Genomic DNA, 20,746 nt, shown 5'->3' with positions numbered 1-20,746 from the left:
GACACTGTAAAGTAGTGATCAAACTTGACACCGTCAAGCTCCTCATCGATCCTGCCTTCATGACGGCCTCATCCCCCTCTTCCCACGCCCAGCCGAAAAACCTGCGCAACACCTTGGTGCGCGCCGGGATCGACCTCTTGGAAGAGGGCGGGATAGAGGCGCTGACCTTGCGCAAATGCGCTGCGCGGGCCGGTGTCTCCCATGCCGCTCCGGCGCATCATTTCGACGGGCTTGCGGGGCTGAAGGCGGCGATTGCGGCTGAAGGATTTCGGATCTTTTCCAACTACATGCGCGAGGCGCGCGCGCAGGGTGACCAAAGCGCGCGCGGGCAACTCAAGTCGATTTGCCGGGGATACCTGCAGTTTGGCGTCGATCATGGTGGCATCCTGCGGGTGATCTTTGGCGACCGGGGGCTGGCGGGGCTGGTGCCCGGTGGTGCGCGCGAAGACGCAGACGCCTATCAGATCCTGCGCGAGGTCTGCGCGCCCTTTGTCCCCGAGGGCACCACTGCGCGGGTGATCGAGCTGCAGGTCTGGTCGCTGATCCATGGCTTCACCATGCTGAGCCTGGCGGGCGAATTCGGCGCGCCGGGTGGGCCGCTGGAGGACGGGCTGTTTGACCAGATCCTCGGCTTGCTGAATGCGCTGGGAACATCGGGCACCACGTGATCCCCTGCGCCTCTTGACCCTCGCGCGGTTTCCCGCCACTTCAGGGGCGCATGACAATGAGGACGTCTTCCTATGCTGACCGCCATCATCGACTACGAATCCGGTAACCTGCACTCCGCCGAAAAAGCGTTTCAGCGCATGGCAGCCGAGGTGGGCGCAGGCGAGGTGGTGGTGACGTCCGATGCCGACGTGGTGGCGCGCGCTGACCGGCTGGTGCTGCCGGGAGACGGTGCCTTTCCCGCCTGCGCGACGGAACTGCGCGGCCACAAAGGCATTTATGACGCGATGGTCGAAGCCGTAGAGGTGAAGGGCCGCCCCTTCCTCGGGATCTGCGTCGGCATGCAGTTGATGGCCACGACGGGTCACGAATATTCCGAGACGCCGGGCCTTGGCTGGGTCGGCGGCGACGTGGTTAAGATCACGCCTGAGGACGCGCGCCTGAAAGTGCCCCATATGGGCTGGAACGATCTGGTGATCGACCACCCCCACCCGGTGTTTGATGGCATCTCCACGGGCGATCACTGTTATTTCGTGCACAGCTATCATTTCCGCGTCGCCAATCCCGCTGAACGTCTGGCGCATGTCGATTATGCGGGCGATGTCACGGCGGTGATCGGGCGCGACACCATGCTCGGCATGCAGTTTCACCCGGAGAAGAGCCAGCATGTGGGCCTCAGGATGATCGGCAACTTCCTCACCTGGACCCCCTGACAACCTGCTCTGATCTGGACGCCTGCCGCCCGTAAGGGCGGCGCGCGCATGGGGCCCTTGGCCGCATGCGCGCCACCGGCAGGCCCGCGCGCCCGCCCCATCGAGGGGCGGGCGCGCGGCGTTTGGCCATCACGTCACACAAAGACGTGGACCGCCACACGCCAGCCCCTGTTTTGCACAACACGCCGCAGGAGAGCCAAACGCACCCCTCCCCTCAGGCGGCGCTATGCCTGAGGGAGACTGGTGCGACACCGTAGGCCTTGCGAAAAGCGCGTGTGAACCCTTCGGGCGATTCATAGGCGTAGCGACGCGCCACCGCCTCCACCCGATCACCGCGGATCAAATCCTGCCGGGCGAGGGTCAACCGCCAACGGCGCAGATACCCCATCGGGGTTTCTCCGACCTGGGCCGCGAACAATTCGGAAAATCGGGACACAGACAGCCCGGCTTCGGTTGCCAGATCCTGTGTCGTCCACAAACGCCCCGGATGGTCGTGCATCGACACGATGGCCCGCGCAAGGCGCAGGTCCGACAGCCCGGCCAAAAGCCCAGGCTCCGCCGTGCCAGCCTCGATCAGATGGCGCAGCAGACGCACCATGAACGCCTGACCAAGACTGCTCAACACGGATTCTGCGCCGCATCTGTGGCACTCAACTTCCTGACGCATCAACGTCAGAAGCGCGGCGAGCTGCGGAGTCTGCGCCAATCTGACCTCCACCCAGGCAGGAAGCGCGGAAATCAGCGGATTATGTGACCCGGCCCACTCCACGCGCAGCGCGAGGCACGCACCGTCCCGCGGCGGGAGCAACGGTGCCTGTGCGCAGAACAGCACCGTCTCCGCCGCCCCTTCGGGTGATGTCAGCACCAGGAGATTCGCCTCAGACGGAGAGGCGATATTCACCCGCATACGAAATCGAGAGATGAGGCTGGAAAGCCGGTCCATGGCATCTCCTGTAAGACTATTTGGCAAGACTTCGGCAAACGTGTCAGGTTTTTCGGAATTATCAAGCCTCAACTTCGGCGATATAGGTTTCAGCCTTTCGACGGCCTCCATCACCTCACTTACACATAGGACTGCCTCATGTTGATCCCCCGCCAGAAAACCCCTGCCCTGTCCCTGCCCCTGTTGGGCGGTGGTCACTTCGACCTCTCGACCGAAACCTCAGAGCGCGGCACCGTCATCTGTTTTTATCGCGGCCTGCACTGCCCGATCTGCGCCAATTACCTGAAAGAGTTCGAAAAGCGCGCGGCCGATTTTGCCGAGCGTGGTGTCAACTGCATCGCCATCAGCTCTGACGGCGAAGAACGCACCCGCCTGATGGCGGAAAAGATCGAGGCCAAAAACCTGCGCTTTGCCTATGATCTACCGCTGAATGTGGCCAAGGACTGGGGGCTCTATATCTCCACTTCGCGTGGCATGACCTCCATCGGCCTGGAAGAGCCCGCCCTGTTCTCCGAGCCGGGCCTGTTCATGGTGTCACCGGAACAAACGCTCTACTATGGCTCGGTTCAGACGATGCCGTTTGTCCGGCCTCATTTCTCCGAACTGGTGTCGGCACTGGATTTTGCCATCGCCAACAACTACCCGGCGCGCGGCGAGTATACCGGCGCCGTTTGATCGCCCCCGCATCCGTCCTGCATCCTCGGTCCCCGACAGCCACGTGAGCAATGGACATAGGCATAGCAACAAGGCATACGGGCCTGACCACCTTCAACGGTCAGGCCCGTTTTACGTTGTACTTGCGCTTTGAAAAATTCAGCCACCGGGACGGGCAGCACCGCTATCTGGTGCTAAGCCTGACACAGACGCTATTCGGCGACTGGTGTGTGGTGCAGGCCTCAGGTCCGATCGGTCAGCCCGGCGGACAGGAGCGGCGCAACTATTGCAGCTCCCTGAATGAGGCGCAGGATCTCTTCGAGACTACGCGGGACCGGCAGGTGAAGCGGGGCTTCGTGCCGATCCCGGTGCAGATGGGGCTGTTCTGAACGCGCCACCCGAGGGGTCTTACTTCACCCGTGTCCAGGTCTGCTTGGAGCAGATCAACCCGCCCGCGACGCAGCCCCGCAGGCGCAGGCTGTCGCCGTTCAGATCCATCTTGCCGATGTAGATCTTGTTGTTGGACGGCCGCCAGACCTGCCCTTCGTAAGCGCCGCCGCCCTGGGGCACCATGTCGATCACCAGCGTCTTGCCGAGATTGGGCGATTTATACTCGCCGCTGTCATTGAACGTCCGCGCAATCGTGCCGCAGACGGCGCTGCCGCAGGGGGCTATTGCCACATGCGCGTAGGATCCATCATCCGGCTGGGTCTTCCACGTCCCCTCCGCCGGATCAGCGGCAAGCGCGGCACCGGCCAGGCCAAGTGAAACCGCAAGGGTTGCAATCATCTGTTTCATGGTTGTGTCCTCCCTATTCTGGCAGAAGTCTGACCGACAGCGCCGCATTCAGGCAAGACTGACCTTGGGTCGCCCTATCCGGGTGCGGTCGCACCTCCGGCCCACGCAGGCGCGTTGCAATTCACCGTGAGCTTGGGCAAAAGGGCAGCCGACGCATTCAAGCATGACCAAAAGGGCGCAGCCGATGATCCTCTACCCTGCAATCGACCTCAAGGACGGCCAGGCCGTGCGGCTTCTGCACGGTGACATGGACAAGACCACCGTGTTCAACGACAACCCCGCCGCGCAGGCGCTGGAGTTCGTGGCGGCGGGCTGTGAATGGCTGCATCTGGTCGATCTGAACGGCGCCTTCGCGGGCGAACCTGTCAACGCCGCACCGGTCGAAGAGATCCTGAAACAGACACAGGTGCCCGCACAGCTGGGCGGCGGCATCCGCGACATGGCCACCATCGAGCGTTGGCTGGACAAGGGGCTGGCGCGGGTGATCCTGGGCACCGTTGCGGTGGAAGACCCGGATCTGGTCCGCGAGGCGGCGCGCGCCTTCCCCGGCAAGGTTGCGGTCGGCATAGATGCCCGCAATGGCAAGGTCGCGACGAAAGGCTGGGCGGAGGAAACCGACGTTGAGGTCACCGATCTGGCACGGTCCTTTGAGGATGCAGGCGTTGCGGCCATCATCTACACCGACATCATGCGGGACGGGGCGATGAAAGGCCCCAACATCGATGCAACGGCAGCGCTGGCCAATGCGGTCTCGATCCCGGTGATCGCCTCGGGCGGGGTCTCATCGCTCGACGATCTGCGCGCGCTCAAGTCCTGTGGTGCGCCGCTGAACGGTGCCATCTCCGGTCGCGCGCTTTACGACGGCGCCATTGATCTTGCCGAGGCGCTGGCGGTTATGAAGGGCTGAGCCCCCTGCCACCACAATCGGCCCCGCGATTTCGTCTGAACGAGTTTTGCCCTTGGCCTCTGCGCCGGGGCGCCTCTGCTCTTCAACACGTGATCTGCGGCATCACGCCCTCTGGCTTGCGGCGTATTTAGCTGAGACGCTGCAACCAGAGGAGACCAACCTTATGTCAAAAATCGAAAAGTGCCCCCTGCCCCGTGCTTCCGCCCTGTGGCAGAGCGTGCAGCCTGAAGACTTTATCGATGGCTACGCTGTGCAGAGCAGCCTGTCAGCGCGAGACGCCGCCGATATTGGCCTGAGCATGCCCAAATGGGCTGGCACCCTGCTTGCCCTGCGCAATCGTATCGTGCGGCCCCTCGGGTTGAAGACCGAGGTCAGCAACACGGGTGAAGGGGCGATCTTTCCTATCACCCATGAGGACGCGCAGGAGCTGATCCTTGGCACCGACGACAGCCACCTGAATTTCCGCATTTGCGTGCGGCGCGAGGATGGGCGCATCCACATGGCCACATGGGTGCATCGCAACAATTGGATCGGGCGGGTCTACCTGATGGTGGTCATGCCGTTTCATATCCTGATCGTGCGCGATGCCATGCGCCGGATTTCACGCGCGGGGACGCGGACCATGGCCTCTGCAAGCAACGGATAGAGACGCCGTCCGGGCCGCAAATCGCGGCACCCATCGAACCCTGTGTCATCGGGCACGATGGGCACTGTCATCACTGCTCTATTGCGTCGCAGCGGTGGAGAGTTTCTGCAGCGCGCCGGTCATCACCGCGATGAACTCAGCGCTCGGTTTGATATCCAGACCCTTGAACATCATCACCGGATCCTCATAGGTGAGCCAGACCTTGCCCTCCGCATCCTCATAGGCCAGCGCCTTGAGCGGCAGGAACAGGCCCGCACGCATGTCAGCCTGCATCGCCGGGGTGCCGATCTTCGGATTGCCGAAAATCAGGATCTGCGAGTCGGGCAGCTCCGCACCAATGTCAGACGCGCCCTTGGCGTGATCCACACGGGCAAACACTGTCGCACCAGCCTCACCCAAAGCGGTCTCCAAGGCGTTGATCGTCGCATCGACCGAATGGCGGCTCTCAACCTTAACAAGGCCTGCCAGAGCCGGCAGCGCCGTCATCACGCAGAGCGCGGCGGCGGTCAAAATGGTTTTCATCGAAATCTCCTGCTTCACGAGTATGGTTCAGATCGGCACAGATCTTGCCTCGCCCTGCCGGCACACACCAGCCACAAGGCCGTCAATCGCCAAAATCGGCAAGGACCAGCCCTGCACGCCGCATTGCCCTCTTTTCCCGCTGCCCGTTCCGGTCCATAAGACCCGCATGCTGAAGACCCGTCTCATTCCCTGTCTCGATGTCGCCGATGGCCGTGTGGTCAAGGGCGTGAACTTTGTCGGCCTGCGCGATGCCGGTGATCCGGTGGAGGCTGCGCGCGCCTATGATGCCGCCGGCGCTGACGAGATCTGCTTTCTCGACATCCACGCCACCCATGAAAACCGCGGCACCATGTTCGACATGGTGCGCCGCACCGCCGAACAATGCTTCGTGCCGCTGACGGTGGGGGGCGGGGTGCGCACCAAGGACGACGTGCGCGCGCTGCTGCTGGCCGGCGCCGACAAGGTGTCGTTCAACTCTGCCGCCGTCGCCAACCCGGATGTGATCCGCGAGGCCGCCGACCAGTTCGGCAGCCAGTGCATCGTCTGCGCCATCGACGCCAAATCTGTCGCCCCCGGAAAATGGGAGATCTTCACCCATGGCGGGCGCCGCGAGACCGGCATCGACGCGGTGGAGTTTGCCCGCCTTGTGACCGCCAAGGGCGCAGGCGAGATCCTGCTGACCTCAATGGATCGCGACGGCACCAAATCGGGTTTCAACCTCGAGATGACCCGCGCGATTTCCGATGCGGTGGATGTGCCGGTGATCGCCTCCGGCGGTGTCGGCAATCTGGATCACCTCGTTGACGGTGTGACCAAAGGGGGCGCCAGCGCGGTGCTGGCCGCGTCGATCTTCCACTTTGGCGAATATACTGTGCAGGAAGCCAAGCAACACATGATCGCCAATGGCATCCCGATGAGGCTGCAGTGATGGATTGGCAGTCTCTCGAGGTGAAGGTGACGCAGGCTACCGATACCCCGTGCGACTGCTGCCGAGCGGTCACCACAGATGCAACTGGTGACCTCTATCAGGGCAACGACTTCTTGGCGTGGTACTCAGCGCGTTGGTCCAGCGGACACCCCGATGTCCCCATGATCATCACAATTTACTGTGGCGATTGGCGAGAGGGTGCCTCTTCCGATCAACGCTGGGGCGCGCAAGCCGAAGTTCGCTTTGGCCCAGATGGTGGCTGCACGCTCGTGGATTGGTCGGATGAGGCGAAAGCCAAAATAAGCCTCTTTACCCCCCTTGGGCGCGACGACGTGCTTCAAACCAGCTATGCGCCTGAGTTTTGGAGCTGCATCGATGCGGTTCTAATAAAAGATCCAAGACTGGAGCATTTTCTCGGATGACCCTGCTGCATGACCTCGAACAGACCATTCTCTCCCGCAAGGGCAGCGATCCAGACACCAGCTGGACCGCAAAACTCCTGTCCAAAGGGCCGGAGAAATGTGCGGAGAAATTCGGCGAAGAAGCCATCGAGGCCATCATAGAGGCGGTGAAGGACGACAAGGCAGGGCTCGCGTCTGAGGGCGCAGATGTGCTCTATCATTTCCTGGTGATGCTGGCGGCACGCGATGTGGCACTGGACGACGTGCTGCAGGTGCTGGCCGACCGGCAGGGCCTGAGCGGCGTCGCCGAGAAGGCAGCCCGCCCCAAAACCTGAGCCGCGACCCCGCACCTCGAAACATACCGCCCCGGGCACAATCCCGGGTCAAGGGCCGCTGAAGCGGCCGCGCGGCACGCGCGGTTCACCCTTGAGGCGGGCTTTTGCCCAGTAGAATTGCACAGGCGCTTCAGGGCAGACCTGCCACTGAAGCGCCTCCCCAGCACCTTCCTCCCCGTCTGTAACATACCCGGTGCACCTGCCAGCGCGCGCTCACACCTGCGGCACCGACCCCGCGCCTTGCCGTCAGGCAAGGCGCGGGGCCCAACCGGCGCAGCGCATGTCTCATGCGCGCCCGACGGGCGGGAGCCCCACCTTGATGCCGATGCGTCGGCACTGCGGCGGTACTGCCCACTGCTCTGCGCGAGACTTCAGAGTTTGGAGGAAATGATACCAGTGGCAAAGCCGCCCTGGCGTAGCTCGCCGAACAGGCGCTGGTATTCGATCTTAGGACAGCGGTTCTGGATCACCGTCACCCCCCGCGCCTCTGCCTGCGCTGCCGCCTCGGCATGCTCCACGCCGATCTGCATCCAGATGGTCTGCAGGTCCGTAAACACCGTCAAGGCCTCCTCCACGATGGCCGGCACCGCCTCGGGGCGGCGGAAGATATCGACCATGTCGACCTCCCCTTCGATGTCCGACAGCGAGGCCTGAACGGTCTCGCCAAACAGCATCTTGCCCGCGTGACCTGGGTTTACCGGGATCACACGATAGCCCTTGAGCGACAGGTAGCGCGCCACATAGTAGCTGGGGCGGACCGGATTGAGAGACACGCCGACCACGGCAATCACCTTGGTGCGGGTCAGAATGTCCTTGAGAAGTGCATCGGTATACATGGGCTGACTGTGCGCAAGCCGCGCGCCCTATGCAAGCCCGAAGCCCGCCCCTGCTGAAGCTGCATGAAAAAAGCGCCCGAAGAATCTTCGGGCGCGAGGTGTGGAACGAGGGACAGTGAAAAAGATCTGCGACGGTTCCAAGGCCGCACTCTGCTACTCAAACTGGTGCTGTTGCGCCGAAATAAAAGAGGCAATCTCAATTTTGTGAATATGACACAGGCTTGATGACTGCAGATTATACGAATCCAGGACGCCTGCAGGCCTCTAATCCTTATCCAACACGTCCGGCCAGGCCTGATGTGCGGTCTGGATCATGTGGGTCCGCTCCGCCATCCACAACGCTTCGACCCGCGGCGTGTGAAAGAGATACAGATGCCCATCGACAATTTCCCATGTCATCGGATTGCCGTCGAAGACCCGCCCACGCGCGATACCATAGGCGCAGTGCCCGCCGAACTTCGGCGCATAGGCGCGTGGGTTGGCCTCGAACCGGGATTGGTTATGCGCGGTGTGAAACAGCCAGACCGCACCTTTCCACATAAGCGCGTGATCCTGCGCTCCCTTTTTCGGCTGATCCGCTGTGTGAAACGAGACAGGATCATACCCGCCGATGGCGATGCCGTCCTGCATCGAGATATAGATCGTATCCGCCTGCGCCCGCGACGCCGGAGAAAGGGCCAAGGCCGTCCCAACAAAGATCGCAAAACCGAACCCGGTGAGGGCGTGTTTCAGGCGCAGGTGCAGCAAGTCAGATCTCCGTCCAGATACCGTTCAGCGGCAGAATGCCTGCACCGGCGCGAGCAGAAAAGGTGCGAAACGGGAAATTGAACATCTCGTGACGAGAGTTGAGCACAAGTGCAGCCCGGAGGTCACAGACCATTTTGAATGCGTCAGTCAAAGATGTCCTCGATCACATCAAAGACCTTTTTCCACGAGGATTTCTTTTTCTTCTTCTTTCGCTTCTTCATCAGCTTGGCGGTCGCCAGCTCTGCCGCCATCACCGTCCAATCGCCGGATTTCGACTTTTTGGACGACTTGGCCTTATGCGGTTTGGCGACCTTTGGCAGCTTGGCGCGTTTATGGTCGGCCAGTGGACGTTGCTTCTGGGCGGAGAGCGGCGCGCCACAGGTGCCGCAGACCAGCGCGTGCAAGGTTTTGTCCGGCACAAAGGCCGACTGCACGCCGCAATAGCAACAGCTGATGATCTTTCCGCCGGGGATGCTTTTATGTGCGATGCCGGTTCTCCTTTGGGTTTATCCCTTCAGGGAGGCATATAGGGAGAGCGCCGCCGCATTTGAAACATTGAGCGAGCCAAAACCGCCAGCTGCGTCGATCTTGACCAGCTTGTCGACCGTTTCCTTGGTCTTTTGACGCAGGCCCGGCCCCTCGGCACCCAGCACCAGGGCGATCGGGTCGGAGGTGCGGCCGGCAACCGCGTCTTCGATGGTTTCCTCGGCCTCACCATCGAGGCCCAGCACCAGATAGCCCATTTGCTGCAGCGCGACGATACTGTCGGAGAGGTTGCGCATGCGCAGGTAGGGCTGGCGTTCCAACGCGCCAGAAGCGGTTTTGGCCAGCGCGCCGGTCTCCGGTGCGGAATGATGGCGGGTGCCGATCACCGCCGAGGCGCCCAGCACTTCGGCCGAGCGCAAGATGGCGCCGACATTATGGGGATCGGTCACCCGGTCCAGGAGCAGCACCCGGGGGATTTCAGCACCGATGCAATTGTCCTCAAGCCCGCCCCAGTTCAGTGGCTTCACTTCCAGTGCTGCGCCCTGATGCACCGAGCCGGGATCGATCGGCACCGAGAATTTGCGCGGCTCGACCACTTCGGGTGTGATGCCGGATGCGGCGATGGCCTCTTCCAGCTTGTTCTGGGCGTTCAGGGTCACCACAAGCTGCAGCTTTTCGCGTTTTGGGTTCAGCAGTGCGTCGCGCACGGCGTGCAGACCAAACAGCCAGACAGTTTCTGCCGAGGCGGCTTTCTTGGCCTTTTCCTTGTCCACCACCCATGCGGGTTTCTTGCTGGGTTTCTTGTTCATGGCTTGCTCCGGAAAACAAATTTCGAGGCGGCGGAAAAAAGTTGCGCTTTTCCGGTTGACGCCCGTTTGGTGCGCTAGTAATCACGCCTCCACGTTAGGTGCAACATGCTTCTAACAGTGGGCGACAGGCCGCAAGGTGTGGCAGGGGACTGTAACTCCCTCGCGGAGACGCACGCCTGGTTCGATTCCAGGGTCGCCCACCATTTTTCCTCTTTCAAACATAATATCAATGTGTTGCGAGGATGAATGGTGGCTCGCCGTTTGTACATTCGGCCCCAATTCTCGATCAGCACAGATGATATTCGCGCGCCCTACAGGCGGTGCGTTGCCCGCCCGCGGCCCCTGTTTTTTTTCGCGGCGGGGCGGTCGCCGGGGCGCTGCCCCGGACCCCGAGATATTTATAAAAAGATGAAGGCAATCCCCCTGACAGGCGGGTTCATAAGCTGGGCCCTTCAGGCGGGTTCCGACACTGCCGCCTCGACCCAGGCGACCAGCGCGTCGAGGTCCGGTTCCGCTTCTGTTGCCGTGCCTTCGGCAAAGCCTTCAAAGGCTGCGACATTCATCCGGTTGACGCCGGAGACGACGGGCAGCCCCATGGCCAGCGCTTCGCCGATGATGGGACGCATGCCACGCCCGTCCGCCTCATGCTTGCCGAATTTATTGACGATCAGAACCTGGGGTGCAGGCGTGCTGTCAAGCGCCGCCGTCACAAGGCCGACAGCCCGCTCCAGCGCGTCCGGATTGAGACGGCAGCCGCGGGCGCCCTCGCCCAGAGATTGCGAAATGCGGATAGTCTCGCCCTCCGGCAGGACACGCACATCCATGTCGCAGAGTTTATTGTCGTAGCATTCGGTGTTGGTTTGCACGATGCCGGCGGTGCGGATGCCCTTTTCCGCCAGCCGTTCCGCAAGTGCGGTCAGCAGGCGGTCGGTGGCGCCGCGTTCGGCGGTCATTACATAGGCAAGCTGCATGGGATCGTCCTTTGCATATCGTCTGCGCGACACGCAGGATAGCGCGGAAACGCCCGCCCCGCCAGTGGCCGTGGGGCGGGGCTGATGTCGCAGCCGCCCATCACAGCCCCCCTTAACGCGTGCCGTGACTGCCCGCCGCCATCGCGCGCAAACCCAGCCGGTCAAACAGCGCCTCGTCCGCGTCTTCCTCGGGGTTGTCGGCAGTCAGGAGCGTATCGCCCATGAAGATCGAGTTGGCCCCGGCAAAGATGCACATCGCCTGCAGCTCATCGCTCATCTCGGTACGCCCGGCCGAGAGCCGCACATGCGCGCGGGGCATCAGGATGCGGGCCAGAGCAATGGTGCGGACAAATTCGATCGGATCGAGCGGGGGTGTGTCTGCCAGTGGCGTATCCGCCATCGGAATCAGCATGTTGATCGGCACCGACTGGGGATGTTCCGGCAACGTGGCCAAGCTTAGCAGCATGTCGATCCGGTCGCCGCGTTCTTCGCCCATGCCGAGAATGCCACCGGAGCAGACGTTGATCCCCGCCTCGCGCACCCGGGCCAACGTGTCGATCCGGTCGGCAAAGCTGCGGGTGGTGATGACCTCCGGGTAGTAGCGCTCCGAAGTGTCGATGTTGTGATTGTAGTAATCGAGACCCGCATCCCGCAGGCGCAGCACCTGATCCTGCTCCAGCATGCCCAGGGTCATGCAGGTCTCCATCCCCAGCGCCTTGACGCCTTCGATCATCGCCTCCAGCTGCTCCATGTCGCGGGTCTTGGGCCCACGCCAGGCGGCCCCCATGCAGTAGCGGGTGGCGCCGGCATCGCGGGCCTTCTTGGCCTCGGCAATCACCCGCTGCACCTCGATCAGTTTTGAAGCCGGCAGCTGCGCGCCATTGCGGGCGGATTGCGAGCAATAGGCGCAATCCTCGGCGCAGCCGCCGGTCTTGATCGACAGCAGGCGCGATTTCTGCACCGCGTTGGGATCAAACATCTGGCGGTGCAGGCTCTGGGCCTGAAACAGCAGATCCATGAAGGGCTGGGCGTAGATCTCCTCCGCCTCTTCCCGGGTCCAGTTGGTGCGGATAGGGGGCGTATCGAGCATGGAAAAACCTCGCTGGAATAGGTGGAACGGCACACGCCGTGGGTGAATCTGTATTTTATAGATAATATATGAAATGAGTCGCAAGCGCGCAGGCATCTGACGCTCCGCGCAATTTCTCGCCGCTCAGCTTTGATAGAAGCACGTTTTGCGCGATAGGTGCGCCTGTGATGGATGCCACTCCCGGCGGCGAGAAACCCCTTGACGACACGCTGTGCCCTCCCCTACCCCTAGGGCTACGCAGGGGAGTCCCGCCGAGGGGACTGAGAGGCAGACGGGGAGAAATCCCGGTGACGCGACCCTTAGAACCTGACCCAGTTGATACTGGCGTAGGAAGCTAGGACAGTCGCGCCCGCCCGGTACAGGTGGGTGCCTCTGCTCTGACACGGCGGGATCTGTACCCCCTGCCCCGTTTTCCTCCGGCCCGGCTCAATTGGTGTCTTTTTGAGAATGGACTCGAGGAGCACCAAGATGAACGTCCCCAACCCCAAGATCACCCCAAAGGTCACGACGGGCGCATTGCCTGCGTCGCGCAAGATCTATGTGGCAGGCGAAATGCATGCAGACATCCGCGTGCCGATGCGCGAGATTGCGACCCATCCGACCGCTGGCGAGGCGCCGCTGCCGGTCTATGACAGTTCCGGGGCCTATACGGATCCCGAAATCCTGACCGATATTCGCGAGGGTCTGGCGCCCGTGCGCGCCGCGTGGATCAAGGCCCGGGGCGACGTGGAAGACTATCAGGGCCGCGATGTTACCCCTGCGGACAACGGCTTTGTCGCGGGCGACCGGCTGGTGCCGGAGTTCCCGGTGCGGCCCGCGCCCCTGCGGGGCAAGGGCGATGCCGCCCCGACGCAGCTGGCCTATGCGCGGGCGGGAATCATCACGCCGGAGATGGAGTATATCGCCATCCGCGAGAACCAGCTGCGTGAGCTGTCGCCCTGCCATGGCAGCCGCGATGGGGAGGATTTCGGGGCCAATATCCCAGACTATGTGACGCCGGAATTCGTGCGTGCAGAGATCGCCGCAGGACGCGCCATCATCCCCGCCAACATCAACCATCCGGAGCTGGAGCCGATGATCATCGGCCGCAATTTCAAGGTGAAGATCAACGCCAATATGGGCACCTCCGCCGTGACCTCCTCGATGGAGGAAGAGGTGGACAAACTGGTCTGGGCGATCCGCTGGGGCGCCGATACGGTGATGGACCTGTCCACGGGCCGCAATATTCACAACACACGCGAATGGATCATCCGCAACAGCCCCGTGCCCATCGGCACCGTGCCGATCTATCAGGCGCTGGAGAAGGTCAATGGCATTGCCGAAGATCTGACCTGGGAGGTGTTCCGCGACACGCTGATCGAACAGGCGGAACAGGGAGTCGACTATTTCACCATCCACGCGGGCGTGCGGCTGCATATGGTGCCAATGACCGTGGAACGCGTCACCGGGATCGTGTCGCGCGGTGGGTCGATCATGGCCAAATGGTGCCTGCATCATCACAAGGAGAGCTTCCTCTACGAGCATTTCGAGGAGATCTGCGATATCTGCCGCCGCTATGATGTGTCGTTTTCCTTGGGCGACGGGTTGCGTCCGGGTTCGATCGCGGACGCCAATGACGCCGCGCAATTTGCCGAGCTGGAAACGCTGGGCGAGCTGACCAAGGTCGCCTGGGCCAAGGATTGCCAGGTGATGATCGAAGGGCCGGGCCATGTGGCCATGCACAAGATCAAGGAGAACATGGACAAGCAGCTGGAGTGCTGCCACGAGGCGCCGTTTTACACGCTGGGGCCGCTCACGACGGATATTGCGCCGGGGTACGATCACATCACGTCTGGGATTGGCGCGGCGATGATCGGCTGGTTTGGCTGCGCGATGCTCTGCTATGTGACGCCCAAGGAACATCTGGGCCTGCCGGACCGCGATGATGTGAAAACCGGCGTCATCACCTACAAGATTGCCGCCCATGCCGCCGATCTGGCCAAGGGTCTGCCCGGCGCGCAGCGGCGTGATGATGCGCTGTCCCGCGCGCGGTTCGAGTTTCGCTGGGAGGATCAGTTCAACCTGTCGCTGGACCCGGAGACCGCACAGAGTTTCCACGATGAGACCCTGCCGAAAGAGGCGCATAAGGTGGCGCATTTCTGTTCGATGTGCGGGCCGAAGTTCTGCTCCATGCGGATCAGCCATGACATCCGCGCCGAGGCCCAAAAAGAGGGGTTCGAGGCAATGGCGGCGAAGTTCCGCGAGGGCGGCGCGCTTTATGTGCCGGTGGCGGACGCGACATCAGAACCGAGTGAGGCCGAGACATGACCCGCGCGGTTCAGGCACGGCACTTCCGCGGCCTTAATGCCCACAGCGGGCTTTGCGGAGAGCGCAGGATAGAAGGGCTCTATCTGATTGTCGGGCATGTGGGCCGGGTGGAGTTGCTGGTGCCGCAGGGTGCGGATCTGGTGCAGCTGAGGATCGAGGGGCAACCAGAGGCCGAAGTTCGCCGCCAGATCGCCCGCGCACGGGATTTCTGCGCTGTTCACGACGCGCAGCTGGTGATCCACCGGCATTGGCAGGCGGCACTCGATCTGAACTGTGACTTTGTACATCTGACGCAACAGGATCTGGCGGAGGCTGATACGGACGCCCTTCATCGCGCAGGAGTGCGTTATGGGGTGGACGTCGGCGATGACACGGAACTGAAGCACGCCCTGACGCTGTCCCCGGCTTATGTGGCGCTGGATCTACGCGCGCTCTCGCGGGAATCCGAAGGAAATCAGCCGCTTGAACAACTGAAACGCTGGAAACAGACCTTTGGCGATGTGCCGCTTGTCGTCTCCGGCGGGCTGGTGATCGAGCGCTTGCACGCGGTGTTTGCAGCAGGTGCTGACTGCGTCGCCGTGTCAACCGACATTCAGAGCGCCGAAGACCCCGAGGCCAGAACCCGCGCCTGGGTCACGGCCTGCGGGGCCTGAACACACAGACCACACGGTTCATTCGCGTGGTCTGAACCGGTATCGTGTTAGCTGGCTATCGGATGGAAAGCGGCAGGCCGCGGCACCTTTGCCGGCTGCAAAATTGTACAATGGATCGCGAGACCCAAAGGGTCAGAGCGGTGCCCCGGCAAAACTGCGCAAGGTGATCCCTGCCTCTTCCAGTCTGCTGCGCACGCTGCGGGCAATGTCCAGCGCCTCGGGCGTGTCGCCATGCAGGCAAATCGTGTCGATCCGCGCTGGTATGCGGCTGCCGTCCTCAGCGTGAATCGCACCATCCTTGACCATCCGCGTGATCCGCTGCCCTGCCAGATCCGCGTCGTGGATCACCGCACCGGGCTGCGAGCGGTCAACCAGGGTGGCATCTGCATTATAGGCGCGATCCGCAAATATCTCGCAGGCCACATTGCAGCCCAGCGCCTCGGCTGCGGCCTGCTGCTGGGTGCCCGCCATCACCATGATGATGATGTCCGGCGCGACCGCCAGCGCCGCCTCGTAGCACGCCAGTGCCATGTCACGATCGGCCGATGCCATATTTGCCATCGCACCATGCAGTTTCAGGTGTCGCACTTCAGTGCCCGCGGCCCGCGCCATCGCTTGCGCAGCGCCCACCTGATATTGCACCAGATGCGCCAGGCTGGCGTGTGGCAAATGCATCTTGCGGCGGCCAAATCCCTGAAGGTCGGGAAAGCCCGGATGCGCGCCAATGCCAACGCCGCGCGCCGCTGCCGCCGCCATGGTCTGAGCCATGACATCCCAATCCCCGGCGTGCACACCGCAGGCCACATTGGCGGAGGTGACCACATCGAGCACCTCTGCATCGCGCCCCATCACCCAGGGGCCGAAGCTCTCTCCCATGTCGGCGTTCAGATCGACGGTCAGTGTCATCGGGCATGGCCCTCCTTGGCAGTTTCAGTGTCTGTGCGCATCTTCGCTGTCAGAGCGCATCGTCGAGGTCGCGGCCCGCTGTCACGCCACTGACCAGTTGGTAAGACAACAGGTCGCGCATGCTGGCCGGGTCGCGCAGCAAGGGGTGCAGCCGTGCAGGCAGGCGTTTCAGATCCTCGGCGGCGCGGCGTTCCAGCTCAACCGCCTCCTCCAGCGACACAAGCGTGAAGCTGAAGCGCGCACCGGCCTGTGCCTGCGCCACGCGCGGCAGATCCGACGGCAACACGGAGCCGATGCGTGGATAGCCGCCGGTGGTCTGACACTCGCTCATCAGGACATAAGGCGTGCCGTCACCGGTGACTTGAATATCACCGGGAGCGATCACCTCCGACAGCACGCTGAGACCGCCGTCGAGGGCAAAACCGTCTCCGTCAGGCAGGAGCCGCACCCCCATGCGATTGGCTCGGGTGTCGCGGGTGAATGTCACATCCTGAAACCGCGCCAGCTCTGTCGCGCCAAAAAGATCCGTCTGCAGGCTGGGCACCATACGCAGGGTGCCGCCGTCCAGACGCGGCTCCGGCTCAAGTGCGAGGTTGACCGCACCGTCCGTGTCATGACCGATCGGGAGGGTGTCGCCATCCTGCAATCGCGCACCAAGACCGGAGGCCAGATGGGTGCTGCGCGCGCCAAGGCGGCACTCTGTCGCGATACCGCCGCCGAGGTGCAGATAGCCATAGGATCCGGCCTGCACCGCGCCGATGGTCAGCTGCGCCCCGGCGGGAAGCAAGTGGCTGGCGTTCCAGCGCAGGGATGTCCCGTCATCAAGCGCGGCGCGCATCGGGGCGCCGGTCAGGGCAATGCGGGTGTCTTGTGACACCTCAAAGACGCCGCCCATGCCCGCCATCTCGATCGCGGCCAGATCCGGGGCCTGTCCCAGCAATGCCGCCCCTTCGAACACGGCCAACCTGTCCGCCGCCCCGCCCCGAGACAGCCCGAAGGCCAGGTAGCCACTGCGTCCAAGGTCCTGCAGGCTCAACCCCGGCCCGGCGCGATGAAGTGTCAGCGTACGCGTCATGACAGCACCTCGCAGGTCGCGCCGCCATCAGGGCCGTCACGTTCAAGCGCTGCGTATGTCTCTGGCGAGATCGGCTCAAACCGCACCTCGTCCCCGGGTCGGAGCACGAAGGGTTCGGGTGCATCCGGGCGGAACAGCCGGAACCGGGTCTGACCGGTGTGGCGCCACCCCGTCGGCGTGGTGACGGAAAACAGCACGATCTGCCGGATCGCCACCACAACAGCCCCCTCTGGCACCTGCGGTGTCAGGTCGGTCTGGCGCGGGATATCAAAGGCCGGGGGCAATTCGCCCAGATAGGGCTGCCCGGGCGCAAAGCCGATGGTTTGCACCCGCAGCTGTGTTTCGGCGATCTGGCGCACGGCTTCCTCGACCGTGAGCCCCGCACGCTCTGCGGCCTCAGCCAGCTGCGGAGCCAGATCGGTTCCGAACACGGTCGGCACGCGCCACAGCTTGCGCCCCTCGGGCAGCGCGGCATCATACCAGTCGCGCGACGCCAACAGGGTCTTGACCTGCTGCATCATCTCGGCGTGGGCGGTGCCGAGCGGGTCAAACCGCAGATAGGTGGACACCAGCGAGGTCGAGGTTTCCTGCACCGCTGACCAACCTGCGCGTTCGACCGCGACGCGAAAGGCCAGCGCCGCGCGGTTGGCGGGTTCGCTGAGGGTGTCGGCAAACCGCACGACAAGACCGTCGAAACCGGCAGTGGCCACCTGTGGCCAATCCGATGTCTGCCCCTGTGGCGGCGATGTGGGCTGCGCGTTTGTCATGCCGTATGACTGCCAGCGGTCAAGCCGAAACACCAGACCCAAATGTCGGATGTGACTGGCCATTTGTCGGGAAGCCCACTCGTCAAGCCTCGCATGAACGCCCATACTCGCGTGACTTTCATTCAAGCTACGAGCGCCGCCCATGTCTCGCCGCCACTATGATTTGCCGCCGCTGACAACGCTCACCGCCTTTGAGGCGGCGGCGCGAAATCTGAGTTTCAAGAAGGCCGCCGAAGAGCTTTCGGTCACACCGGGCGCGGTCAGCCATCAGGTCAAGGCGCTGGAAGGCGAACTGGGCGTGACCCTGTTCAAGCGCAAGCATCGCGGGGTGGAACTGACGCCACCGGGACAGACGCTTTATGATACGCTGGCGGCCTCCTTCACCCGCATGTCCCAATGCCTGCAGGCCATCCGCGATCACGGATCTTCCGGCGTGGTAACTGTCGGTTCGACCACCGCGATGGCCTCGCTGTGGTTGTCGCCCGCTGTCATCCGCTTCTGGCGTGACCACCCCGAAATCAACATCAACCAGGTGGTGCGGGATCGGGCTTTTACCACCTCGGCGGATATGGATCTCTACATCTGGTATGGGCGTGAACGGGATCCGAGGCTTGACCAATACCCCCTCTACCGCGACCGGTTGCTGCCAGTGACCTCTCCGGAGCGGGCCGAGGAGCTGGCCGACGCGGATCTGGAGGTTCTGGCACGCCAACGGTTGATCCATCTCGAAGGCGATGACATCAGCTGGACCAAATGGCACGACTGGTTCCGCCAGCTGGGCTACAAGGGTCCGGTGGCCTCCGGCATTCGGGTCAACAATTACTCCATCGCGCTGCAGGCCGCTCAGGACGGCGCCGGTCTGACACTGGGGTGGGAACAGCTGATCTCCCCCCTGCTGAACCGGGGAGACCTGCGTATTGTGACGCCGCATGTGCTGTCCGCCCCGCAAAAATTCTATCTGATCTGCAAGCCGGAAGAGGAGCTGACGCCCAATGCGCTGATGCTGCGCGACTGGATCATTGCGACAGCCCGAGAGATCACGGATGAACCCAGCTAACCTGTGAGTGAGGTTTTCCGATATTGAGCGAATTTGACCTCGGCCACATGCTCTCTCAACTTCAGTCTGCAGGAGAGTGTGATGAACAAGCCAAGTTCGCTCGAGTCCGTGATGACCTCGGTCAACCGGGCCAACGGTCTGCCCAACGCCCATTATATCGACCCGGTGGTCTTTGCCGAGGAACGCCAGTCGGTGCTGTTTGCCAATTGGTCCGGTATCGGCTTTGGCAAGGACATCCCCGAGGCCGGCGACGCCAAGCCGGTGGATTTCCTCGGCGTGCCGCTCTTGCTGGTGCGCGATCAGGACGGGGCGGTGCATGTCTATCAGAACACCTGCCGCCACCGGGGCATGGTCCTGGTGGACGAACCCAAGAACATCCGCGGCACCATCCGCTGCCCCTATCACAGCTGGTGCTACAGCCTGAAGGGCAAGCTGCGGGCGGCCCCGCATGTGGGCGGCGTCGGTCAGAACACCCATGAAGACGTCAAGATGGACGAGCTGGGCCTGATCACCTTCCGCAGCCATGTTTGGCAGGACGTGATCTTCGTCAATATCGACGGCAACGCCGCACCCTTCGATGAGGTCCACGCCGATCTGATCGAACGCTGGCAGGAATTCGACAAGCCGCTCTATCACGGCGGCATCGACAGCTCATTCCAGCTTGAGGTGAAGACCAACTGGAAACTGGCGGTGGAGAACTACTGCGAAAGCTACCACCTGCCCTGGGTGCATCCGGGTCTCAACAGCTATTCCCGACTGGAGGATCACTACAACATCGAGTCCCGCGGTAAGTATTCCGGTCAGGGCACGCTGGTCTATCGCCAGATGCAGGGCGCCGAGGGCGAGGTGTTTCCGGACTTCGACGACCTGAGCGACAAATGGGACACCGGCGGCGAATATGTGGCGGTCTATCCCAACGTGCTGCTGGGCGTGCAGCGGGACCATACCTTCGCCATCGTGCTGGAGCCGAAGGATTGCGAAAACACGGTGGAGCATATCGAGATCTACTACGCCAAGTCCGGCGAGCAGACCGCCGGTCTCGACCATATGCGCCACCAGAACGCGCAGCTGTGGAAGACGGTGTTCGAGGAAGACATCTTTGTCGTCGAGGGCATGCAGAAGGGCCGTCACGGGCCGATGTTCGACGGCGGGCGCTTCTCGCCTGCAATGGACGGGCCGACGCATAACTTCCACCATTGGGTTGCCACGCAGATCGAGACGGGCCGCGCCACATGACGCAGGAGTGGACATCCGAAATCTGGGCCACGATCCGCCCCGAGGAGGCCGCAGCCCTGCATGCGGCCATCCTCGCCGCCCATGCACAGCATGATCTTGAACGGCTCGTCGACCTCTACGCCATCGCCGCCGACAGCAAGGAGGTGGAGGGTGATGTGGATGCGACCTGTTTTTTCCTGACGCAGGCCTTCGTCTTTGCACTCGAAGCCGGAGTGGCGCGCGCCCATGAATTGAACCGCAGGCTGGTGGCCTATGGCCGCGCCTGGCCGCTGGAGTGATACGGTCCCTCCACC

General features: G+C 62.7%; 26 protein-coding genes and 1 tRNA gene. 15 read left to right on the top strand and 12 right to left on the bottom strand.

All coding sequences use genetic code 11. The features are described 5' to 3' along the window. The first annotated feature begins 59 nt into the window (after window positions 1–59). Both CLV89_RS08550 and hisH read left to right on the top strand, forming a co-directional pair. Window positions 60–668, top strand: a complete 609-nt coding sequence (locus CLV89_RS08550) for a TetR/AcrR family transcriptional regulator (protein ID WP_106163471.1) — start codon at window positions 60–62, stop codon at window positions 666–668. A gap of 72 nt (window positions 669–740) precedes the next feature. After that, on the top strand, window positions 741–1,379 hold the full coding sequence (hisH, locus tag CLV89_RS08545; protein WP_106163240.1) for an imidazole glycerol phosphate synthase subunit HisH: 639 nt from the start codon (window positions 741–743) through the stop codon (window positions 1,377–1,379). 214 nt (window positions 1,380–1,593) lie between these two features. Here the strand turns inward: hisH and CLV89_RS08540 are convergent, their stop codons facing one another. Then, entirely contained in the window at window positions 1,594–2,322 is a 729-nt protein-coding gene (locus CLV89_RS08540; RefSeq protein ID WP_106163239.1) for a helix-turn-helix transcriptional regulator, read from the bottom strand. 138 nt (window positions 2,323–2,460) lie between these two features. Between CLV89_RS08540 and CLV89_RS08535 the strand changes: the two genes are divergently transcribed. Together CLV89_RS08535 and CLV89_RS08530 are read left to right on the top strand one after the other, a co-directional pair. Beyond that, window positions 2,461–2,997, top strand: coding sequence for a peroxiredoxin-like family protein (locus CLV89_RS08535; RefSeq protein ID WP_106163238.1), 537 nt, complete (start codon window positions 2,461–2,463; stop codon window positions 2,995–2,997). A gap of 50 nt (window positions 2,998–3,047) precedes the next feature. Continuing rightward, window positions 3,048–3,365, top strand: a complete 318-nt coding sequence (locus tag CLV89_RS08530) for a WGR domain-containing protein (RefSeq protein ID WP_243394972.1) — start codon at window positions 3,048–3,050, stop codon at window positions 3,363–3,365. Between the two features lie 19 nt (window positions 3,366–3,384). Here the strand turns inward: CLV89_RS08530 and CLV89_RS08525 are convergent, their stop codons facing one another. After that, window positions 3,385–3,774 (bottom strand): DUF2147 domain-containing protein, encoded by a 390-nt coding sequence (locus tag CLV89_RS08525; RefSeq protein ID WP_106163237.1) that lies wholly within the window; start codon window positions 3,772–3,774, stop codon window positions 3,385–3,387. 184 nt (window positions 3,775–3,958) lie between these two features. On the opposite strand from CLV89_RS08525, the gene hisA reads away from it, so the two are divergent. After that, window positions 3,959–4,681, top strand: a complete 723-nt coding sequence (gene hisA, locus CLV89_RS08520; protein ID WP_106163469.1) for a 1-(5-phosphoribosyl)-5-[(5-phosphoribosylamino)methylideneamino]imidazole-4-carboxamide isomerase — start codon at window positions 3,959–3,961, stop codon at window positions 4,679–4,681. 163 nt (window positions 4,682–4,844) lie between these two features. Then, window positions 4,845–5,327, top strand: a complete 483-nt coding sequence (locus CLV89_RS08515) for a DUF2867 domain-containing protein (protein WP_106163236.1) — start codon at window positions 4,845–4,847, stop codon at window positions 5,325–5,327. Window positions 5,328–5,405: 78 nt separating this feature from the next. Here the strand turns inward: CLV89_RS08515 and CLV89_RS08510 are convergent, their stop codons facing one another. Then, window positions 5,406–5,849, bottom strand: a complete 444-nt coding sequence (locus tag CLV89_RS08510) for a DUF302 domain-containing protein (protein ID WP_106163235.1) — start codon at window positions 5,847–5,849, stop codon at window positions 5,406–5,408. A 166-nt stretch (window positions 5,850–6,015) separates the two neighbouring features. Between CLV89_RS08510 and hisF the strand changes: the two genes are divergently transcribed. Genes hisF through CLV89_RS08495 form a run of 3 tightly spaced genes read left to right on the top strand, consistent with a single transcriptional unit; the run spans window position 6,016 to window position 7,513 of the window. After that, the gene (hisF, locus tag CLV89_RS08505; RefSeq protein ID WP_106163468.1) at window positions 6,016–6,777 is read left to right on the top strand and encodes an imidazole glycerol phosphate synthase subunit HisF; all 762 of its coding nucleotides are present in this window, start codon (window positions 6,016–6,018) and stop codon (window positions 6,775–6,777) included. Next, window positions 6,777–7,199 (top strand): hypothetical protein, encoded by a 423-nt coding sequence (locus CLV89_RS08500; protein ID WP_106163234.1) that lies wholly within the window; start codon window positions 6,777–6,779, stop codon window positions 7,197–7,199. Before hisF ends, CLV89_RS08500 begins: the two co-directional genes overlap by 1 nt. After that, complete coding sequence (locus CLV89_RS08495) at window positions 7,196–7,513, top strand: phosphoribosyl-ATP diphosphatase (protein WP_106163233.1); 318 nt, start codon at window positions 7,196–7,198, stop codon at window positions 7,511–7,513. The genes CLV89_RS08500 and CLV89_RS08495 overlap by 4 nt, the downstream gene beginning before the upstream one ends. Window positions 7,514–7,884: 371 nt before the next feature. On the opposite strand, the gene CLV89_RS08490 is transcribed toward CLV89_RS08495, so the two are convergent. The 4 genes from CLV89_RS08490 to rlmB form a co-directional block, all read right to left on the bottom strand. Continuing rightward, window positions 7,885–8,349, bottom strand: a complete 465-nt coding sequence (locus tag CLV89_RS08490; protein ID WP_106163232.1) for a CoA-binding protein — start codon at window positions 8,347–8,349, stop codon at window positions 7,885–7,887. 264 nt (window positions 8,350–8,613) lie between these two features. Next, window positions 8,614–9,096 carry a YHS domain-containing (seleno)protein gene (locus tag CLV89_RS08485; protein WP_106163231.1) on the bottom strand — a complete coding sequence of 161 codons (483 nt, stop codon included), beginning with the start codon at window positions 9,094–9,096 and terminating at the stop codon, window positions 8,614–8,616. Between the two features lie 143 nt (window positions 9,097–9,239). Further along, a complete protein-coding gene (locus CLV89_RS08480) occupies window positions 9,240–9,515 on the bottom strand; it encodes a hypothetical protein (RefSeq protein WP_243394971.1) in 276 nt (91 codons plus the stop codon). Between the two features lie 87 nt (window positions 9,516–9,602). Further along, window positions 9,603–10,391 (bottom strand): 23S rRNA (guanosine(2251)-2'-O)-methyltransferase RlmB, encoded by a 789-nt coding sequence (gene rlmB, locus CLV89_RS08475; RefSeq protein ID WP_106163229.1) that lies wholly within the window; start codon window positions 10,389–10,391, stop codon window positions 9,603–9,605. Window positions 10,392–10,510: 119 nt separating this feature from the next. Here rlmB and CLV89_RS22590 point away from each other — a divergent pair. Continuing rightward, window positions 10,511–10,594 (top strand) — tRNA-Tyr (locus tag CLV89_RS22590). A gap of 249 nt (window positions 10,595–10,843) precedes the next feature. Here CLV89_RS22590 and CLV89_RS08470 read toward each other — a convergent pair. Then, complete coding sequence (locus CLV89_RS08470; protein WP_106163228.1) at window positions 10,844–11,362, bottom strand: DUF2478 domain-containing protein; 519 nt, start codon at window positions 11,360–11,362, stop codon at window positions 10,844–10,846. A 112-nt stretch (window positions 11,363–11,474) separates the two neighbouring features. Beyond that, a complete protein-coding gene (gene bioB / locus CLV89_RS08465; RefSeq protein ID WP_106163227.1) occupies window positions 11,475–12,452 on the bottom strand; it encodes a biotin synthase BioB in 978 nt (325 codons plus the stop codon). A gap of 468 nt (window positions 12,453–12,920) precedes the next feature. Here bioB and thiC point away from each other — a divergent pair, with 468 nt between their 5' ends. After that, on the top strand, window positions 12,921–14,759 hold the full coding sequence (gene thiC, locus CLV89_RS08460; RefSeq protein ID WP_106163226.1) for a phosphomethylpyrimidine synthase ThiC: 1,839 nt from the start codon (window positions 12,921–12,923) through the stop codon (window positions 14,757–14,759). 68 nt (window positions 14,760–14,827) lie between these two features. Continuing rightward, window positions 14,828–15,412, top strand: coding sequence for a thiamine phosphate synthase (locus CLV89_RS08455; RefSeq protein WP_106163467.1), 585 nt, complete (start codon window positions 14,828–14,830; stop codon window positions 15,410–15,412). 132 nt (window positions 15,413–15,544) lie between these two features. Here the strand turns inward: CLV89_RS08455 and CLV89_RS08450 are convergent, their stop codons facing one another. Genes CLV89_RS08450 through CLV89_RS08440 form a run of 3 tightly spaced genes read right to left on the bottom strand, consistent with a single transcriptional unit; the run spans window position 15,545 to window position 18,160 of the window. Continuing rightward, window positions 15,545–16,318 (bottom strand): LamB/YcsF family protein, encoded by a 774-nt coding sequence (locus CLV89_RS08450; protein WP_106163225.1) that lies wholly within the window; start codon window positions 16,316–16,318, stop codon window positions 15,545–15,547. 49 nt (window positions 16,319–16,367) lie between these two features. Further along, window positions 16,368–17,393, bottom strand: coding sequence for a 5-oxoprolinase subunit C family protein (locus CLV89_RS08445; protein WP_106163224.1), 1,026 nt, complete (start codon window positions 17,391–17,393; stop codon window positions 16,368–16,370). After that, complete coding sequence (locus CLV89_RS08440) at window positions 17,390–18,160, bottom strand: 5-oxoprolinase subunit B family protein (protein WP_106163466.1); 771 nt, start codon at window positions 18,158–18,160, stop codon at window positions 17,390–17,392. Before CLV89_RS08440 ends, CLV89_RS08445 begins: the two co-directional genes overlap by 4 nt. Before the next feature lie 142 nt (window positions 18,161–18,302). Between CLV89_RS08440 and CLV89_RS08435 the strand changes: the two genes are divergently transcribed. The 3 genes from CLV89_RS08435 (at window position 18,303) to CLV89_RS08425 (ending at window position 20,731) form a co-directional block, all read left to right on the top strand. Then, complete coding sequence (locus CLV89_RS08435; protein WP_106163223.1) at window positions 18,303–19,217, top strand: LysR substrate-binding domain-containing protein; 915 nt, start codon at window positions 18,303–18,305, stop codon at window positions 19,215–19,217. A gap of 81 nt (window positions 19,218–19,298) precedes the next feature. Beyond that, the gene (locus CLV89_RS08430) at window positions 19,299–20,453 is read left to right on the top strand and encodes an aromatic ring-hydroxylating oxygenase subunit alpha (RefSeq protein ID WP_106163222.1); all 1,155 of its coding nucleotides are present in this window, start codon (window positions 19,299–19,301) and stop codon (window positions 20,451–20,453) included. After that, window positions 20,450–20,731: a hypothetical protein gene (locus CLV89_RS08425; protein ID WP_106163221.1), complete on the top strand. Its 282-nt coding sequence runs from the start codon at window positions 20,450–20,452 to the stop codon at window positions 20,729–20,731. The genes CLV89_RS08430 and CLV89_RS08425 overlap by 4 nt, the downstream gene beginning before the upstream one ends. Window positions 20,732–20,746 lie beyond the last annotated feature (15 nt).

Origin of the sequence: Tritonibacter scottomollicae (genome assembly GCF_003003215.1) — a bacterium.
GTDB lineage: Bacteria > Pseudomonadota > Alphaproteobacteria > Rhodobacterales > Rhodobacteraceae > Epibacterium > Epibacterium scottomollicae.
The sequence above is the reverse complement of the archived record's forward strand: the minus strand, read 5'-3'. Positions and strand labels throughout refer to the sequence as shown.

Bases quoted from the DNA above. Each gene is read 5' to 3' on its own strand.
- hisA (WP_106163469.1), top strand. From the start codon at position 3,959: ATGATCCTCTACCCTGCAATCGACCTCAAGGACGGCCAGGCCGTGCGG.
- CLV89_RS08540 (WP_106163239.1), bottom strand. From the start codon at position 2,322: ATGGACCGGCTTTCCAGCCTCATCTCTCGATTTCGTATGCGGGTGAAT.
- CLV89_RS08490 (WP_106163232.1), bottom strand. From the start codon at position 8,349: ATGTATACCGATGCACTTCTCAAGGACATTCTGACCCGCACCAAGGTG.
- CLV89_RS08450 (WP_106163225.1), bottom strand. From the start codon at position 16,318: ATGACACTGACCGTCGATCTGAACGCCGACATGGGAGAGAGCTTCGGC.
- CLV89_RS08470 (WP_106163228.1), bottom strand. From the start codon at position 11,362: ATGCAGCTTGCCTATGTAATGACCGCCGAACGCGGCGCCACCGACCGC.
- hisH (WP_106163240.1), top strand. From the start codon at position 741: ATGCTGACCGCCATCATCGACTACGAATCCGGTAACCTGCACTCCGCC.
- bioB (WP_106163227.1), bottom strand. From the start codon at position 12,452: ATGCTCGATACGCCCCCTATCCGCACCAACTGGACCCGGGAAGAGGCG.
- CLV89_RS08495 (WP_106163233.1), top strand. From the start codon at position 7,196: ATGACCCTGCTGCATGACCTCGAACAGACCATTCTCTCCCGCAAGGGC.
- hisF (WP_106163468.1), top strand. From the start codon at position 6,016: ATGCTGAAGACCCGTCTCATTCCCTGTCTCGATGTCGCCGATGGCCGT.
- CLV89_RS08550 (WP_106163471.1), top strand. From the start codon at position 60: ATGACGGCCTCATCCCCCTCTTCCCACGCCCAGCCGAAAAACCTGCGC.
- thiC (WP_106163226.1), top strand. From the start codon at position 12,921: ATGAACGTCCCCAACCCCAAGATCACCCCAAAGGTCACGACGGGCGCA.
- rlmB (WP_106163229.1), bottom strand. From the start codon at position 10,391: ATGAACAAGAAACCCAGCAAGAAACCCGCATGGGTGGTGGACAAGGAA.
- CLV89_RS08445 (WP_106163224.1), bottom strand. From the start codon at position 17,393: ATGACGCGTACGCTGACACTTCATCGCGCCGGGCCGGGGTTGAGCCTG.
- CLV89_RS08530 (WP_243394972.1), top strand. From the start codon at position 3,048: ATGGACATAGGCATAGCAACAAGGCATACGGGCCTGACCACCTTCAAC.
- CLV89_RS08425 (WP_106163221.1), top strand. From the start codon at position 20,450: ATGACGCAGGAGTGGACATCCGAAATCTGGGCCACGATCCGCCCCGAG.
- CLV89_RS08535 (WP_106163238.1), top strand. From the start codon at position 2,461: ATGTTGATCCCCCGCCAGAAAACCCCTGCCCTGTCCCTGCCCCTGTTG.
- CLV89_RS08500 (WP_106163234.1), top strand. From the start codon at position 6,777: ATGGATTGGCAGTCTCTCGAGGTGAAGGTGACGCAGGCTACCGATACC.
- CLV89_RS08510 (WP_106163235.1), bottom strand. From the start codon at position 5,849: ATGAAAACCATTTTGACCGCCGCCGCGCTCTGCGTGATGACGGCGCTG.
- CLV89_RS08435 (WP_106163223.1), top strand. From the start codon at position 18,303: ATGTCTCGCCGCCACTATGATTTGCCGCCGCTGACAACGCTCACCGCC.
- CLV89_RS08440 (WP_106163466.1), bottom strand. From the start codon at position 18,160: ATGACAAACGCGCAGCCCACATCGCCGCCACAGGGGCAGACATCGGAT.
- CLV89_RS08525 (WP_106163237.1), bottom strand. From the start codon at position 3,774: ATGAAACAGATGATTGCAACCCTTGCGGTTTCACTTGGCCTGGCCGGT.
- CLV89_RS08515 (WP_106163236.1), top strand. From the start codon at position 4,845: ATGTCAAAAATCGAAAAGTGCCCCCTGCCCCGTGCTTCCGCCCTGTGG.
- CLV89_RS08430 (WP_106163222.1), top strand. From the start codon at position 19,299: ATGAACAAGCCAAGTTCGCTCGAGTCCGTGATGACCTCGGTCAACCGG.